12 protein-coding genes and 2 pseudogenes are annotated in these 15,264 nt (G+C 38.4%); 5 read left to right on the top strand and 9 right to left on the bottom strand.

The genetic code is table 11. From position 1 onward, the window contains the following. Window positions 1–69: 69 nt before the first annotated feature. The 3 genes from STRIC_RS10990 to STRIC_RS10980 all read right to left on the bottom strand — a co-directional run bounded on the left by STRIC_RS10990 (window position 70) and on the right by STRIC_RS10980 (window position 3,680). Complete coding sequence (locus STRIC_RS10990; protein ID WP_008090774.1) at window positions 70–1,497, bottom strand: NADP-dependent glyceraldehyde-3-phosphate dehydrogenase; 1,428 nt, start codon at window positions 1,495–1,497, stop codon at window positions 70–72. A gap of 181 nt (window positions 1,498–1,678) precedes the next feature. Next, window positions 1,679–3,412 carry a phosphoenolpyruvate--protein phosphotransferase gene (gene ptsP / locus STRIC_RS10985; RefSeq protein ID WP_008090810.1) on the bottom strand — a complete coding sequence of 578 codons (1,734 nt, stop codon included), beginning with the start codon at window positions 3,410–3,412 and terminating at the stop codon, window positions 1,679–1,681. Between the two features lie 4 nt (window positions 3,413–3,416). Then, entirely contained in the window at window positions 3,417–3,680 is a 264-nt protein-coding gene (locus tag STRIC_RS10980; protein ID WP_002984031.1) for a phosphocarrier protein HPr, read from the bottom strand. Window positions 3,681–4,103: 423 nt separating this feature from the next. Here STRIC_RS10980 and nrdH point away from each other — a divergent pair, with 423 nt between their 5' ends. Both nrdH and nrdE read left to right on the top strand, forming a co-directional pair. Next, window positions 4,104–4,322 carry a glutaredoxin-like protein NrdH gene (gene nrdH / locus STRIC_RS10970; RefSeq protein WP_008090820.1) on the top strand — a complete coding sequence of 73 codons (219 nt, stop codon included), beginning with the start codon at window positions 4,104–4,106 and terminating at the stop codon, window positions 4,320–4,322. A 16-nt stretch (window positions 4,323–4,338) separates the two neighbouring features. Continuing rightward, window positions 4,339–6,498, top strand: a complete 2,160-nt coding sequence (nrdE, locus tag STRIC_RS10965) for a class 1b ribonucleoside-diphosphate reductase subunit alpha (protein ID WP_008090546.1) — start codon at window positions 4,339–4,341, stop codon at window positions 6,496–6,498. A gap of 262 nt (window positions 6,499–6,760) precedes the next feature. On the opposite strand, the gene STRIC_RS10960 is transcribed toward nrdE, so the two are convergent. Further along, window positions 6,761–7,105: a hypothetical protein gene (locus tag STRIC_RS10960; protein WP_008090782.1), complete on the bottom strand. Its 345-nt coding sequence runs from the start codon at window positions 7,103–7,105 to the stop codon at window positions 6,761–6,763. 44 nt (window positions 7,106–7,149) lie between these two features. Between STRIC_RS10960 and nrdF the strand changes: the two genes are divergently transcribed. Together nrdF and STRIC_RS10950 are read left to right on the top strand one after the other, a co-directional pair. Further along, a complete protein-coding gene (gene nrdF, locus STRIC_RS10955) occupies window positions 7,150–8,115 on the top strand; it encodes a class 1b ribonucleoside-diphosphate reductase subunit beta (protein WP_008090686.1) in 966 nt (321 codons plus the stop codon). A 187-nt stretch (window positions 8,116–8,302) separates the two neighbouring features. Next, window positions 8,303–9,027: pseudogene (locus STRIC_RS10950) on the top strand (chloride channel protein); the annotation flags it as partial. A 54-nt stretch (window positions 9,028–9,081) separates the two neighbouring features. On the opposite strand, the gene STRIC_RS10945 reads toward STRIC_RS10950, so the two are convergent. After that, window positions 9,082–10,187, bottom strand: a protein-coding gene (locus tag STRIC_RS10945) for an IS3 family transposase (RefSeq protein ID WP_156033624.1) whose coding sequence is annotated in 2 segments (ribosomal slippage) — window positions 9,082–9,911 and window positions 9,911–10,187 — 1,107 coding nt in all. Because the reading frame shifts where the segments join, the coding sequence is not laid out codon by codon here. 83 nt (window positions 10,188–10,270) lie between these two features. Here STRIC_RS10945 and STRIC_RS10935 point away from each other — a divergent pair. Continuing rightward, window positions 10,271–10,798, top strand: coding sequence for a chloride channel protein (locus STRIC_RS10935; protein ID WP_008090568.1), 528 nt, complete (start codon window positions 10,271–10,273; stop codon window positions 10,796–10,798). A 16-nt stretch (window positions 10,799–10,814) separates the two neighbouring features. Here the strand turns inward: STRIC_RS10935 and STRIC_RS10930 are convergent, their stop codons facing one another. The 4 genes and pseudogenes from STRIC_RS10930 to alaS form a co-directional block, all read right to left on the bottom strand. Then, window positions 10,815–11,432 (bottom strand): CPBP family intramembrane glutamic endopeptidase, encoded by a 618-nt coding sequence (locus STRIC_RS10930; RefSeq protein ID WP_008090727.1) that lies wholly within the window; start codon window positions 11,430–11,432, stop codon window positions 10,815–10,817. 68 nt (window positions 11,433–11,500) lie between these two features. Continuing rightward, the gene (locus STRIC_RS10925) at window positions 11,501–12,235 is read right to left on the bottom strand and encodes a DUF3169 family protein (protein WP_008090578.1); all 735 of its coding nucleotides are present in this window, start codon (window positions 12,233–12,235) and stop codon (window positions 11,501–11,503) included. A 16-nt stretch (window positions 12,236–12,251) separates the two neighbouring features. Further along, window positions 12,252–12,356 (bottom strand): annotated as a pseudogene (locus STRIC_RS13105) (helix-turn-helix transcriptional regulator); the annotation flags it as partial. 15 nt (window positions 12,357–12,371) lie between these two features. Then, window positions 12,372–14,990: an alanine--tRNA ligase gene (alaS, locus tag STRIC_RS10920; protein ID WP_008090761.1), complete on the bottom strand. Its 2,619-nt coding sequence runs from the start codon at window positions 14,988–14,990 to the stop codon at window positions 12,372–12,374. Window positions 14,991–15,264 lie beyond the last annotated feature (274 nt).

Here is a 15,264-nt window from a genome sequence, read left to right as displayed (position 1 = left end):
TCATCATTATAACACAAAAAATGGTGAGAAAAAACAAAAAAAGTTAGGTTTCCCTAACTTTTTTTAAATTTATTTAATGTCAAACACAACAGATTTAAGATTTGTCATAGCCTCGATAGAGTATTTAACACCTTGAACACCTGCACCAGATTTTTTAGCTCCTAAGAATGGGAAATTATCTGTCCCACGTTGTGTTTTGTTGTTAAGGTGAACTGTACCCACTTCTAATTGTTCTGCGATAGCAAAAGCTTGTGGGAAATTATTCGTAAAGATAGAAGCTTGTAAGCCGTATTCAGAAGCATTTGAAATCTCAATAGCTTCTTCAACAGAAGAAACGCGAATCAAAGGTAAAACAGGACCAAATGGTTCTTCCCAAGCCAAGCGCATATCAGTTGTAACACGGTCAAACAAAACAGGTGAAATCAAATTATTGTCACGCTTGCATTCTGTTAAGGCAAGAGCACCTTTTGCTTTAGCATCATCAATTAATCCTTCAACAAAATCTGCTGCTTTGGTGTCAATAAGTGGTGTGATGTCTGCATCTTCTTCAGGTATCCCCACACTCAATTGTTCCACCAAAATTTTTATTTCGCTTGCCAGTTGATCAGCAACAGAATCCATAACAAGAATACGTTTAACAGCTGTACAACGTTGTCCAGAGTAGCCAAAGGCACCTGAGACGATATTTTTAGCTGCCAAAACTAAATCAGCATCTTCTAAGACAATTGCAGAGTCTTTACCTCCAAGCTCAAGCATAATTGGACGCATACCTGCTAATTTGCCAATTCCTTCACCAATAGCAGTCGAACCTGTAAAGTTAATAAAATTAACCGCTTCATGCTCAACAATATAGTCACCAATAACAGAACCACGACCTGTAATAGTATTGAAAACACCAGCTGGAATACCTGCTTCAGCAAAAGCCTCAGCTAATAACAAACCTGAAATGGATCCTTGTGTTGGTGGTTTAAGGGCAACAACATTCCCAGCGATTAAAGCGGGCGCAATTTTAGATCCTGCAAGGTTTACTGGGTAGTTAAAGGGTGAAATAGCAAGAACTAAACCAACAGGTTCACGACGAACAATAGCAATTTTTTTCTTGCTAGCAGCTTCAAAACTACCACCTTCAAGAACTTCACCTTGCATGCGGAGCCCTTCTTCAGCAGCGTAATTAATGATTTCAGCTGTACGAACAACTTCACTGACAGCAGCTTTAAAACCTTTTGCCACTTCTTTAGAAAGGATAGCACCAATCTTTTCAGCGTCACGTACTAAAATGTCAGCAGCTTTATGCAGGTAAGCTGCACGCTCTACATAAGAAAGCGCTCTCCATTTTGGCAATGCTTGTTTAGCAGATGCATATACATAATCCACTTCTTCTTGTGACATTGCCGGAACGCTACCTAATGCTTTACCAGTGGCTGGTTCGTAGATTGTGATATTATTATCAGAAAGTTTCCATTCACCATTCACTAAGTTTTTGTATTCTTTTGTCAAAATCTGTCTCCTTTTACGATAGTAATATTATTCTATCACTTTTCCAATATAATTCAAGATTTGGCTACGCTAACTATCTGAAAATTCTGATAACTATTTGATAACTCAAATGATTTTACATCAAAAGTAATGATATTTTTAACTAGCAAAAAGAGTTGGTTAAAACCAACTCTTTAAAACATTAAGCTTCAACAAGATATTCTTTAGCAAGTTCAAGAACTTCTTCTGCAGTTGAACATTCTGTAAGAGCACGGTTAGCATACTCTTCCATTTTTGCTGAATCTAATTTCTTCATTAAACTACGCGTACGAAGCACTGAAGTTGCTGACATTGAAAATTCATCAAGGCCCATACCTACTAATAATGGTACAGCTTGTTGATCACCAGCCATCTCTCCACACATACCTGCCCATTTACCTTCAGCGTGAGCTGCTTTGATAACGTTGTTAATCAAACGTAGAATTGATGGGTTATATGGTTGGTAAAGGTAAGACACTTGCTCATTCATACGGTCAGCAGCCATTGTGTATTGAATCAAATCGTTAGTACCGATTGAGAAGAAGTCAACTTCTTTTGCAAATTGGTCTGCAAGCATAGCTGCTGCTGGGATTTCAATCATGATACCCACTTGGATATCTTCTGCAACAGCGACACCTTCTGCTAATAAGTTAGCTTTTTCTTCGTCAAAGACAGCCTTCGCTGCACGGAATTCTTTGAGAAGGGCAACCATAGGGAACATGATACGCAATTGTCCATGTACTGACGCACGTAACAGAGCACGCATTTGAGTACGGAACATAGTATCCCCTGTCTCAGAGATTGAGATACGAAGTGCACGGAAACCTAAGAATGGGTTCATTTCTTTTGGAAGATCGAAATAAGGAAGTTCCTTATCGCCACCGATATCCATAGTACGAACAACCACTGGTTTACCATTCATTCCCTCAAGAACAGCTTTGTAAGCTTCATATTGCTCATCTTCAGTTGGGAAGTCTTGAGAATCCATGTAAAGGAACTCAGTACGGTAAAGTCCAACAGCTTCCGCACCATTATCATTGACACCCTCAACATCTTTAGGTGTCCCAATATTTGCTGCTAACTCAAAATGTTTACCGTCTGCAGTTTCTGTATGAGCATCTTTAAGTAAAGCCCACTCTGCTTTTTGCTTAGCATAGGCAGCACCTGCTTCTTTAAAAGCTAAGATTTGATCTTCACTTGGATCAATAATGACTTCTCCAGTGATACCATTAACAGCAATAAGATCACCGTCTTTAACACGTTTGGTAATGTCATTTGTTCCTAGAACAGCTGCAATTTCAAGGGTACGAGCCATAATAGCTGAATGACTTGTACGTCCACCAATATTTGTGACAAATGCTTTAACAAATTGCTTGTTTAACTGAGCAGTGTCAGAAGGTGTCAAGTCATGCGCAATTACGATTGATTCTTCATTAATGGTAGCAGGATTTGGTAGTTTAACCCCTAAAAGGTGTGCTAAGACACGTTTAGCAACATCTCGGATGTCAGCTGCACGTTCTTGCATGTAAGGATTATCTTCCATACCTTCAAAGATAGTGATGAACATATCTGTCACTTCTTTTAAGCCAGTTTCTGCGTTAGTTTGTTTAGCACGAATCGTTTCTTTGATTTGGCTAATCATTTCTGGATCAGAAAGAACCATCAAATGGGCATCAAAAACTGCTGCTGCTTCTTCGCCTAAGCTTTCTACTGCTTTTTCACGGATAACAGAAAGCTCGTCTTGTGAAGCTTGGAGTGCAACATCAAGGCGAGCTTCTTCTGCATTTGTATCATCGACTGTAATAGTCTCAAATGACAAATCCGGCTGAACTAGCAGATATGCTTCGGCAACAGCAACTCCGTCAGAGGCTGCGATTCCTTTAAGCATTTCTGTCATAGTCTTATGCCAATCCTTCTTTAGTCATAGTTTCTTCGATAGCTGCGATAGCATCTTCAGCATCTGCGCCTTCAGCTGAGATAGTCACATCAGCACCTTGACCAACACCAAGACTCATCACACCCATGATTGATTTAAGGTTTACTGCTTTACCTTTGTAGTCAAGAGTGATATCTGAAGCAAATTTACTAGCTGTTTGAACAAGCAAAGTCGCTGGGCGTGCATGAATACCTGTTTCTGCAACAATGTGAAAGTCTTTTGAAGCCATAGTATAGTTCTCCTTTGTAAGTTGTGTATATTTGGGTCATCAGCTGATAACCCTTACAGTAACCGATTATAGCATAATGCTATTTTATTTTCAAGATTAAATGTGTTTGGGCGAAAAAAACTTGAAATACTTTCCTATATTTTTCATTTTATTCCCAAGCTCTTTTTCTTCTTTGTTTGAATTCTTAAAACACCCTTTAAAACAAAAATAATGCTTCTAAAAAAATCTGTTCCTTGAAGATGTAAGAAAACCTCATGAAAGCTTGCTGCGACACTATATTTAGTAACAGTTCGATAAAGAAGCACAAGATATTGTGTTTTTAGATAGCCCAATAGCTTGCTTTTTAAAGTTAATTTTTATATGCTATTAGAAGAACTTCCAGTCATCCACTGGAACGAAACTTTCAAGAAGAGGGAAACTGAAATGATTACTGTCTATTCCAAAAATAACTGCATGCAATGCAAAATGACCAAGAAGTTCCTTGAGCAACATGGAGCTGATTTCCAAGAGATTAACATTGATGAACAAGTAGATAAAATTGACTATGTTAAAAGCCTTGGTTTTACCTCCGCTCCAATTATTGAAGCTGATAACATGGTCTTCTCTGGTTTCCAACCAGCCAAATTAAAAGAAATTATTTAATTAGATAAGGATTATTATGAGTCTAAAAGATCTTGGCGATATCTCTTATTTTCGCTTAAACAACGAAATTAACCGTCCTATAAACGGTCATATTCCTCTCCACAAAGATAGAGAGGCTTTGGAAGCTTTTTTCAAGGAAAATGTTATTCCAAATACTACGACATTCCCTTCTATTAATGAGAAGGTTACCTATTTACTTGAAAATGATTACATTGAAGCGGCCTTTATCCAAAAATATACTCCTCAATTTATAGCAGACTTAGCGGCTATTATCGAGAATGAACAGTTTGAGTTTAAGTCATTCATGGCTGCCTATAAATTTTACCAACAGTATGCCCTAAAAACCAACGATGGGAATTACTATTTAGAGAGTTTGGCTGATCGTGTCATGTTTAATGCGCTTTATTTCGCGGATGGCAATGAAGAATTGGCGAAAGATTTAGCCATTGAAATGATTAACCAACGTTACCAACCAGCTACTCCTTCATTTTTGAATGCCGGTCGTAGTCGTCGTGGTGAATTAGTTTCTTGTTTCCTTATTCAAGTTACTGACGATATGAACTCAATTGGTCGATCAATTAACTCAGCCCTCCAATTATCAAGAATTGGTGGTGGTGTTGGGATTACTCTTTCTAACCTACGTGAAGCGGGTGCACCTATTAAAGGGTATGCTGGAACAGCTTCAGGTGTTGTTCCTGTTATGAAATTGTTCGAAGATAGTTTCTCTTATTCTAACCAACTTGGTCAACGTCAAGGTGCAGGTGTTGTCTATCTAGATGTTTTCCATCCAGACATCATTGCCTTTTTATCTACCAAAAAAGAAAATGCTGATGAAAAAGTACGTGTTAAAACCTTATCACTTGGGATTACAGTACCAGATAAGTTTTATGAATTAGCTCGTAATAACGAAGACATGTACCTCTTTAGCCCTTATAGTGTGGAAAAAGAATACGGTATCCCATTCAACTACATTAATATTACCGAGATGTACGATGAATTAGTGGCTAATCCAAAGATTAACAAATCCAAAATTAAAGCACGTGATTTGGAAACTGAAATTTCTAAACTGCAGCAAGAATCAGGCTATCCTTATATCATTAATATCGATACTGCCAATAAAGCCAATCCTGTTGATGGGAAAATCATCATGAGTAATCTTTGTTCTGAGATTTTACAGGTTCAAACACCTAGTCTGATTAATGATGCACAAGAGTTTGTTCAAATGGGAACAGACATTTCATGTAACCTTGGCTCAACGAACGTCCTTAATATGATGACCTCTCCAGACTTCGGTCGCTCTATCAAAGCCATGACACGTGCTCTGACCTTTGTTACAGACTCTTCTAGTATTGAAGCTGTGCCAACCATTAAAAATGGTAATAGTCAAGCTCATACCTTTGGTCTAGGAGCTATGGGACTACACTCTTACTTAGCTCAGCACCATATTGAATACGGTAGCCCTGAATCTATTGAATTTACCGATATCTACTTCATGCTAATGAATTACTGGACATTAGTGGAGTCTAATCAGATTGCTCGTGAACGAAAAACAAGCTTTGTTGGCTTTGAGAAATCAAAGTATGCTGATGGTAGCTACTTTGATAAATATGTGACTGGTCAATTTGTTCCTCATTCTGACTTAGTTAAAGATCTCTTCAAGGATCATTTTATTCCTCAGGCATCAGACTGGGAGGCTTTACGTCAGGCTGTTCAAAAAGATGGTCTCTATCATCAAAACCGTCTAGCTGTCGCTCCTAATGGGTCAATTTCTTATATTAATGACTGCTCTGCTTCTATTCACCCAATTACACAAAGAATTGAAGAACGTCAAGAGAAGAAAATTGGTAAAATCTACTATCCTGCAAATGGTCTGTCAACGGATACCATTCCTTACTATACATCTGCTTATGATATGGATATGCGTAAAGTTATTGATGTTTATGCAGCTGCAACACAACACGTTGACCAAGGTTTATCACTAACACTCTTCTTACGTAGTGAGTTACCTATGGAACTTTATGAATGGAAAACTGAAAGTAAACAAACAACACGTGACCTTTCAATTCTTCGTAATTACGCCTTTAACAAAGGGATCAAATCCATTTACTATATTCGTACCTTTACGGACGATGGTGAAGAAGTCGGCGCAAACCAATGTGAAAGCTGTGTAATTTAATTGGTTAAGAAGTAAGGATGCTAAAGCATCTATTACTTCTAGGGCAGTCGCTTTAGGCGATCTGCCTAGACCACTTACTAACTTCGTAACATTTTTACTACGATTGAGACTATGCCCCATTAAAGCTCGACTAAACGCTATTTCGGATAGCTTAGCTAGCTTGAACAGTCTAGACTTACTCCTAGGAAATTTAATCACGTTGTTCAACGTGACACCCAAAAAGACCGGAAAAATTCTATTTCCGGTCTCTCTAGGTGTTACTTTATATTTTAGAATTCTTATAGACTACTTTTATTTTTAAATATAAACAATAGGTTTTATAAAACCAAAAAAGGGTTAAAAACCAAAAAACAAAGCTAATAGCGACTAGCTCTAAAATTGATTTTGCTTCTTGTCTATTAAAAATAATTAGATTAATCGATTCTATTGATACAACTAGTAAAAAAATAGCAAAAGCCACCCATAAAGCCACTATACTATAACTAATCCACCGCCACCAACTTTTAGAAGCTTTCTTAGACTCAGAAAGCTCTAAAAGTTCTTCGGAGTCCGTGAAAATAGCAGTTAGTAGTACTTCAAGAATCAAATCTATCTTGTTACCCCCCATTATCATCATTATATCATAAAACCTACTGCCTACTGGAGAAAACTATGACTACATATTACTCAGCCATTAACTGGAACGAAATTGAAGATGTGATTGACAAGTCAACTTGGGAAAAGTTGACCGAGCAATTTTGGCTTGACACACGTATTCCTTTATCCAATGACTTAGACGATTGGCGCAAACTTTCTGCCACCGAAAAAGACCTTGTCGGCAAGGTTTTTGGTGGTTTGACATTACTTGATACCATGCAGTCTGAGTCTGGAGTTGAGGCCATACGTCAAGATGTCCGTACTCCGCATGAGGAAGCTGTTCTCAATAACATTCAATTCATGGAATCTGTCCACGCTAAATCATATTCATCCATTTTTTCGACACTGAACACCAAAAAAGAAATTGAAGAGATTTTTGAGTGGACCAACAACAACGAATTCTTACAAGAAAAAGCTCGTATCATCAACGATATCTATGAAAATGGCGATGCCTTACAAAAGAAAGTTACTTCAACATATCTAGAAACATTCCTTTTTTACTCAGGCTTCTTTACACCTCTGTATTACCTAGGAAATAATAAACTAGCTAATGTGGCTGAAATTATCAAATTAATCATCCGTGATGAATCTGTTCACGGAACCTACATTGGTTACAAATTCCAAATCGGATTTAATGAATTATCTGAAAATGAACAAATGGAAATGCGTGATTGGATGTATGATCTTCTTTATCAATTGTACGAAAATGAAGAGAAATATACCCAAAACCTCTATGATGGGGTTGGGTGGACTGAGGAAGTGATGACCTTCTTACGTTACAACGCAAATAAAGCCTTGATGAACTTAGGCCAAGATCCTCTATTTCCAGATACCGCAAATGATGTCAACCCAATTGTCATGAATGGTATCTCAACAGGAACATCCAACCATGACTTTTTCTCACAGGTAGGTAACGGATACCTTCTCGGTTCTGTGGAAGCGATGACTGATTCTGATTATGATTTCGGAATAGAAGGGTGAGAAAAACCTAAAATGGTCGGAAATACCTATCTACTAGCATTCCTTTAGGTCATTTCTAATAAGAATTGTCATTACGACTTATCATTTCTTTGTGCTTTTAAAATAATCTTTTTGACACTCTTTCAAAATAGACTAAACGCGTCTGTCTTGAAAAGTGTCTTTTTAGTTTCTTTGCTTCTCTTTTGATATAATAGAGCTTACGATAGAAGCTCTAAAACGATGGTTTACCTTATCCATTTTATTAATATTAACAGGTTTAACGGCAGGTATTGTAGCCTACGTCTTAACAGAAATCATCCATGTGATTCAAATGATGAGTTTTGGCTACCGTCAAGGATCCTTTAGTACCATAATTGCTAGTATTTCTCCTCAACGGCGCGTGTACTCACTCTTAGCTGCGGGTTTAGTTGCTGAGATGGGATGGCACCTTCTGGCGAAATATGCCAAACCAACACAATCCATCCAAGAAAAACTGGCCTTTAAAAGGGATTTTTGTCCATGGTCACAATTTTGGCACGGTTGGTTACAATTAATCACTGTTTCTATGGGAGCCCCCGTGGGGCGTGAGGGGGCTGCTCGTGAGGTATCGCTCGCCATAACTGCCTTATGGACCCAACACTTAAAAATTACCCCAAAAGACCAAAGACTTCTGTTAGCCTGTTCTTCTGGCGCAGCCTTAGGAGCTGTTTATAATGCCCCATTAGCCACAATTATCTTTATCTTAGCTACGATTTTGAAGAAATGGTCTTTCAGAGCATGCACGCCGCTACAATTTGTAGTTTTGTAGCTGTTGAAATGGTTGCCTTCTTAAGCGGTGATCATCATATTCAGTATCTAATGCCACAGCAAAACTGGTCCATATCAAGTCTCCTTTGGGCTATATTGGCTGGAGCACTTATCACACTTATAGCCATTAACTGAAAAGGCAACACTTTTCTGTACAACATTTATAAAGTGCTTTTTTCTTTAAGCAATTAATCTCCATGTCATGGGTGTCTGGTAGTTGAGACTGCCATGAATGCGATAGTAATTCCACCAGTGCACATAATCTTTCGTTTTAAGGATTAATTCTTCCAGTGACTGAAAGGTTTCTTGATGAATAAATTCAATTTTGAAAGCGCGATAGGTGCTCTCAGCTACCGCATTGTCATAGGGACAGCCTGCTTGGCTTAGAGAACGATTGATTCCAAAAGCTTCCAACATGTCATCAATCAGCTGATTATCAAACTCCTTCCCACGATCAGAATGGAAGATCTTGACCTTGGTCAGAGCGTAAGGGATGCTCTGAATCGCTTGTTTAACCAATTCGGCGGTCTTATGCCAACCAACTGACAAACCGATGATTTCACGATTGAAGAGATCAATAATCAAGCAAACATAAGCCCAGCTATTACCGACACGAACGTAGGTTAAGTCTGTTACTAAAGCATTTAGAGGCTTTTCTTGATGAAATTGTCTGGCTAAGTGATTAGGAATAGCTGCCACATTCTTCCCTTTTGAATGTGGCTTGAAGGCTGCTTTCTGATAAACGGATACTAAGTTGAGTTTGTGCATGATGCGACGAATCCGACGACGAGACAGCTGGATGCCTTCATTTTCCAAACATTTCTTGATTTTCCTAGCCCCGTATCTGGCCTTACTTTCGAGAAAAATAGCTTTGATATTTTCTTCAAGTTCCGCTTCAGAGACTGGTTTAACAGCCTTGTAGTAATAGCTAGAACGAGGAATGTTCAACCAACGACACATGGCTGAAATGCTATATTTGTCTTTATTAGCAGTGATTACTTCTCTTTTCGTGCCATAATCACCGCCGCTTGCTTTAGGATATCTAACTGCATTTCGAGTTCTTTATTACGCTTTCGGAGTTCAATCAGTTCACGCTGCTCATCTGTAAGATTATCAATAGTTTTAAAGGAACCAGTTGTTTTAGCCTGACGTACCCACTTATCGAAGGTTGATGGGGTTAACTCATATTCTTTGATAAGCTCACTTCGTTTCATCCCTGCATTGTGAAGGTCAACGATTTGTTGCTTAAAGTCATCGGTGAAGTGGCGACGTATTTTTCTAGACATAATATTCTCCTATTTTCTTTAGTGTAGAACACTTTATAAATTCTGTCTAGTTTAGTGTAACCTATTCAAACTATCGTCAATTATTGGTCACTCTCCCAAAAAGAAATCTTAAAAACATTCTCTTTATCTATCGTGTTTTTCTTTCATTTGCTGTCATCGCCCTATTAAGTATTTTTTTCCCTCAGATTTTAGGAAATGGAAAAGCTGGCCTACTCTTCTTTCTTCATGAAGAAAGTCATCTTTCTTATATTTTCTCACTCTTTCTCGCCAAAAGTTTAGCCATTTACCTGGTCATTTACTCTGGGGCAAAAGGAGGCAAAATCGCTCCTTCTATGATGCTTGGAGGAGCCTGCGGACTACTACTTGCTAGTTTTAGTAATCACTTTTTAGGTTTTGACATCTCACCCGTGCTAGCAATTATCATTGGCGCAAGTCTTTTTCTAGGTATTATTAATGATATGTTCTTAGCTGCTCCTCTTTTTCTAATTGAAATTACAGGACAATCCCTAACAACTCTTATTCCTATTTTAGTAGCCAGCTTAACGGCTTTCTTGCTTCAAAAGTACTTACAGCAACGACTACTGATAATACCTAAAAAGGTTCGGTCCTAATAATGACCGAACCTTTTTAGGTTAAACTGATTAGTAATAGATAGATTGCTGCAGGTAAATTATTAAGGATATGAAGAAAAATAGAATCAAGAAGATTTCCTCTACGACGATAAGCCAGATAGAGTAAAACTCCCATACCAGCATAGGTTATAAACTCAACAGCATTGGTCGCATGTGGTAAGGAAAATATAACTAAGGTTACTATGGCTGCCCATACATTAAATTGACCCTTAAACAAATCTAAAGTCGGGTAACCTCTAAAGGCTAGCTCCTCCATGATCGGTGCGATGAAGGCAATCACTAGAAAATAAAGTAAGCTAAACAAAGGGAAACCACCTGTCATAAAATGAGCTAATACTTGTAGACCGGCATCATTTGCGGTTGTTTCTTGACCAGAGATAGCTTGATTTAAAAGTGTTCCTACAATAGCTATAACTCGAGCTGATAACCAGAACAAGCCCAAATAAGCTAAATCCTTCCATGTAAACGAGAAATGTAATGTTACTTTAACTTCTTTTGTTCTGAAGCGTCTCCAAAGAACCATAAGACTAGCCCCCACTAAAACGAGATAAGCCAATCCCAAAATCCACTTCCAAACCAGAGGGAGTTCTGCTTGCTTTTGTAACAATAACATCGGAAGCCCATTAATAAAATAAGTTTCAATCCTTTTAAAATAGTTGTCATCCTAATACCTCATTTACTTTATTTAAAAAAGTCGCGTGCCATCTGAAATTGTTTAAAGATAATATAAAGATGGATACCTACTGTAATAAGAATAGCGGTTAGTTGCACTTCTTGTAAAACGATAGATAAGAAAAACAAAATCACATAAATACTTGGTAAAATAAGGCCGCTAAGCGTCATGACAATATCAAAACTGATTTTGTAATTAGCTGTTAGCTCGGCTTCGTCTTGTTGCAAAACATTCTCTTTCAATTCCTTCAGAGTGGGTAAAAGAGTAACATTCAGACCACGAATACGATTATAAAGCTTTAGTAGATACATCTGAATCAAAGCGCAGCTAAGCAAGGTGAATACGGCATAGATATATATGGTCATCTCCAAACCAGACGACTTAAATATGAGTTTACTTCCCAAAAGAAACTCTTGCAGAGCTAAAACACATGATATGCCATTAAAGGTAATGGCATAGCTATGCTTGAGATTTAAAGACCGGTAAATACTATCTGGCAAGTCATCAATCTTATTTTGGTGACTTTTATATAGCTTCAAAACTTGAAAACTGTAATAAAGAGTCGCTAAGAAGGATAGCATCAATACCAGACGATTTATCCAAATAATAGAGCTTGTGAGCTGAGATAAATCAAAAGGAAATGCTTGTTGAAAGCCATCCAAGTCGACGGCTAAAATACCTACTAGAATCCCAACAATCGAACCAATTAAAGCACCAAGTCCTAACTGTTTGGCTAATCTCATTAAAATCCGACCTCTTTACTGAAGGCGTATACTCATTTCGTTCAATTAGACTAATAGTCTGACGTGAAACTCCGGCCAACTTAGCTAGTTGTGTCTGATTGATACCATCTCTAGCTCTTATTTGGTTTTTAGTCTTTTACAATTTTTCTGGAACTGCTAATAAGAGTTCTTCTATTTTATTGGCATCAGAGCCTCCGGCCATAGCCATATCTGGTTTACCACCACCACGGCCTGAAACAATCGGTGCCAGTTCTTTAATCATATTACCAGCATGGATTGCTTTAGATTTGCTTGCTACTAAGACATTTACCTCGTCACCAATAGCTGCTACTAACACTAAAAGATCTGAATAGTCTTTTTGTTTCCAGTTATCAGCAAAAGTACGAAGAGCACCCGCATCTGACACTGAGACTTGAGTCGCAATGTAGGATACGCCATTTGCTTCTTTGACATCTTTGAAAACATCTCCTGCTTGAGCTGCTGCTGCTTTTTCTTTTAATTCAGCCACTTCTTTTTGAAGGTCACGGACTGTTTCACTAAGGCTAATGACTTTAGCTGGAACTTGCTCTACTTGAGGAGCTTTCAAGGTTCTAGCTACCTCTTTTAGGAAAGCTTCTTGTTTGCGATAAGCTTCAAAAGCTTCTTTTCCAGTAAGAGCCAAGATACGTCTTGTACCTGAACCGATACCTTCTTCTTTAACAATCTTGAAAAGTCCAATCTCAGAAGTGTTAGCTAAATGAGTTCCCCCACATAATTCAATAGAATAGTCTCCAATGGTTACAACACGAACCGTTTTTCCATATTTTTCACCAAAGAGAGCCATCGCGCCCATTGATTTTGCGGTATCCACATCAGTTTCAACGGTTTTAACCGAAATAGCATTCCAGATTTGTTGGTTCACTTCTTCTTCAATACGACGAAGCTCTTCAGCTGTAACAGCTTCAAAATGTGTAAAGTCAAATCGTAAGAATGTTTCTTCATTTAGGGAGCCTGCTTGTGTGGCGTGTTCACCAATGATATTGTGAAGCGCTGCGTGGAGCAAGTGAGTGGCAGTATGATTCTTTTCAACTGCATAGCGACGTTTGTGATCGATATCTAAGGTATAAAGCGTTCCTAGTGAAAGACTAGCCAGTACTTCTACTGTATGTAAAGTTTGGCCGTTTGGTGCTTTTTGAACGTCAATAACCTTAGCTACAATATCACCTTTGTCATTTTTGATGACACCATGGTCAGAAACTTGTCCTCCCATTTCGGCATAAAAAGGTGTTTTATCAAAGACAAGAAGAGCTTGTCCTTCTGAAACCATATCACTGCGTTCGTTGTCAACAACAATAACTGACAACTTAGCTTCTAAGCTTTCCTCTTCATAAGAGAACTCAGAAGGTTCCGTGATTCCAGCGAGGGTTTCATTTTGCATCCCCATTGAACCACCTTTGACAACAGCTGCACGGGCACGATCTTGTTGCTCTTCCATAGCAGCCTTGAAGCCTTCATGGTCAATCTTATAACCAGCATCTTCAGCCATTTCCTCGGTTAACTCTACTGGGAATCCATAAGTATCATAAAGTTTGAAGATATCTTTACCTTCAAGTGTATCTTTACCTGCTGCTTTTAAGGCTTGCAATAACTCATCTAAATGACCAGAACCGGCATCAATGGTGCGCGCAAAGGTCTCTTCTTCACGCTTCACAATTTTTTCAATGAAGTCTTTTTTCTCCAAAATTTCTGGATAATAAGATTCCATAATATGGCCAACGACATCAACTAGTTGGTATAAGAAACTCTTAGTAATTCCTAAACGACGGCCATGCATGACCGCACGACGAAGCAAACGACGAAGCACGTAGCCACGACCTTCATTTCCTGGAAGGGCACCGTCACCAATAGCAAAGGATAGTGCACGAATATGGTCAGCAATAACCTTGAAGCTCATATTGTCGCCATCTGGGTCATAAGTCTGGCCTGAAAGCTTTTCAACTTCTTGAATGATTGGCATAAACAAATCGGTTTCAAAGTTTGTTTTGGCTCCTTGCATCACCGCAACTAAGCGCTCAAGTCCAGCACCCGTATCAATATTTTTGTTTGGTAATTCTTTGTATTCTGATCGAGGAACGGCTGGATCTGCATTAAACTGAGATAAAACAATGTTCCAAATCTCAATGTAGCGGTCATTTTCCAAATCTTCTTCTAGTAAACGAATACCAATATTTTCTGGATCAAAGTCCTCACCGCGGTCAAAGAAAATTTCCGTATCCGGTCCTGAAGGACCTGCACCAATTTCCCAGAAGTTCTCTTCTAGAGGGATCAAATGACTTGGCTCTACCCCAAGAGCTAACCAACGGTTATAAGAGTCCTTATCCTCTGGATAATAAGTCATATAAAGTTTTTCTTTTGGAAAATCAAACCATTCTGGACTAGTTAAAAGCTCAAATCCCCATTCAATAGCCTCATCACGGAAATAGTCCCCGATGGAGAAATTTCCCAACATCTCAAACATGGTATGATGACGTGCTGTTTTCCCAACATTTTCAATATCGTTGGTACGAATGGATTTTTGCGCATTGGTAATACGTGGATTTTCAGGAATAACAGACCCATCAAAATATTTTTTCAGGGTAGCTACACCAGAGTTGATCCAAAGTAAGGTTGGATCGTTAACCGGTACAAGATTAGCAGATGGTTCTACCGAGTGACCTTTGGATTTCCAAAAGTCTAACCACATTTGACGAATTTCCGCTGAAGTGAGTTGTTTCATAAATAAGATACCAAGAACGACTAAGTTGAGACTTTTGAGCCTGAACTTACCCGTATCTAATTCCTTTCACAGTGTTAATAAGAAGATTACCATTTACTTCAATCGTTATCCCTAAACTCTAAAGAGTCCAAGACCATGCTAGTAAATAAAAGACAAGCTCATCTGACAGAGGGCGAAAACCGCGGTACCACCTCTATTCAATGAACTTGTCATTCTTATTAGTCTATCATTAAAGTATTGAAGTTAAGTAGCATATCTATCTGATGATCCGTGA

Source organism: Streptococcus ictaluri 707-05 (genome assembly GCF_000188015.2).
In the GTDB taxonomy this organism is placed as follows: Bacteria; Bacillota; Bacilli; order Lactobacillales; family Streptococcaceae; genus Streptococcus; species Streptococcus ictaluri.
This window is presented reverse-complemented; position numbering and strand designations above follow the sequence as displayed.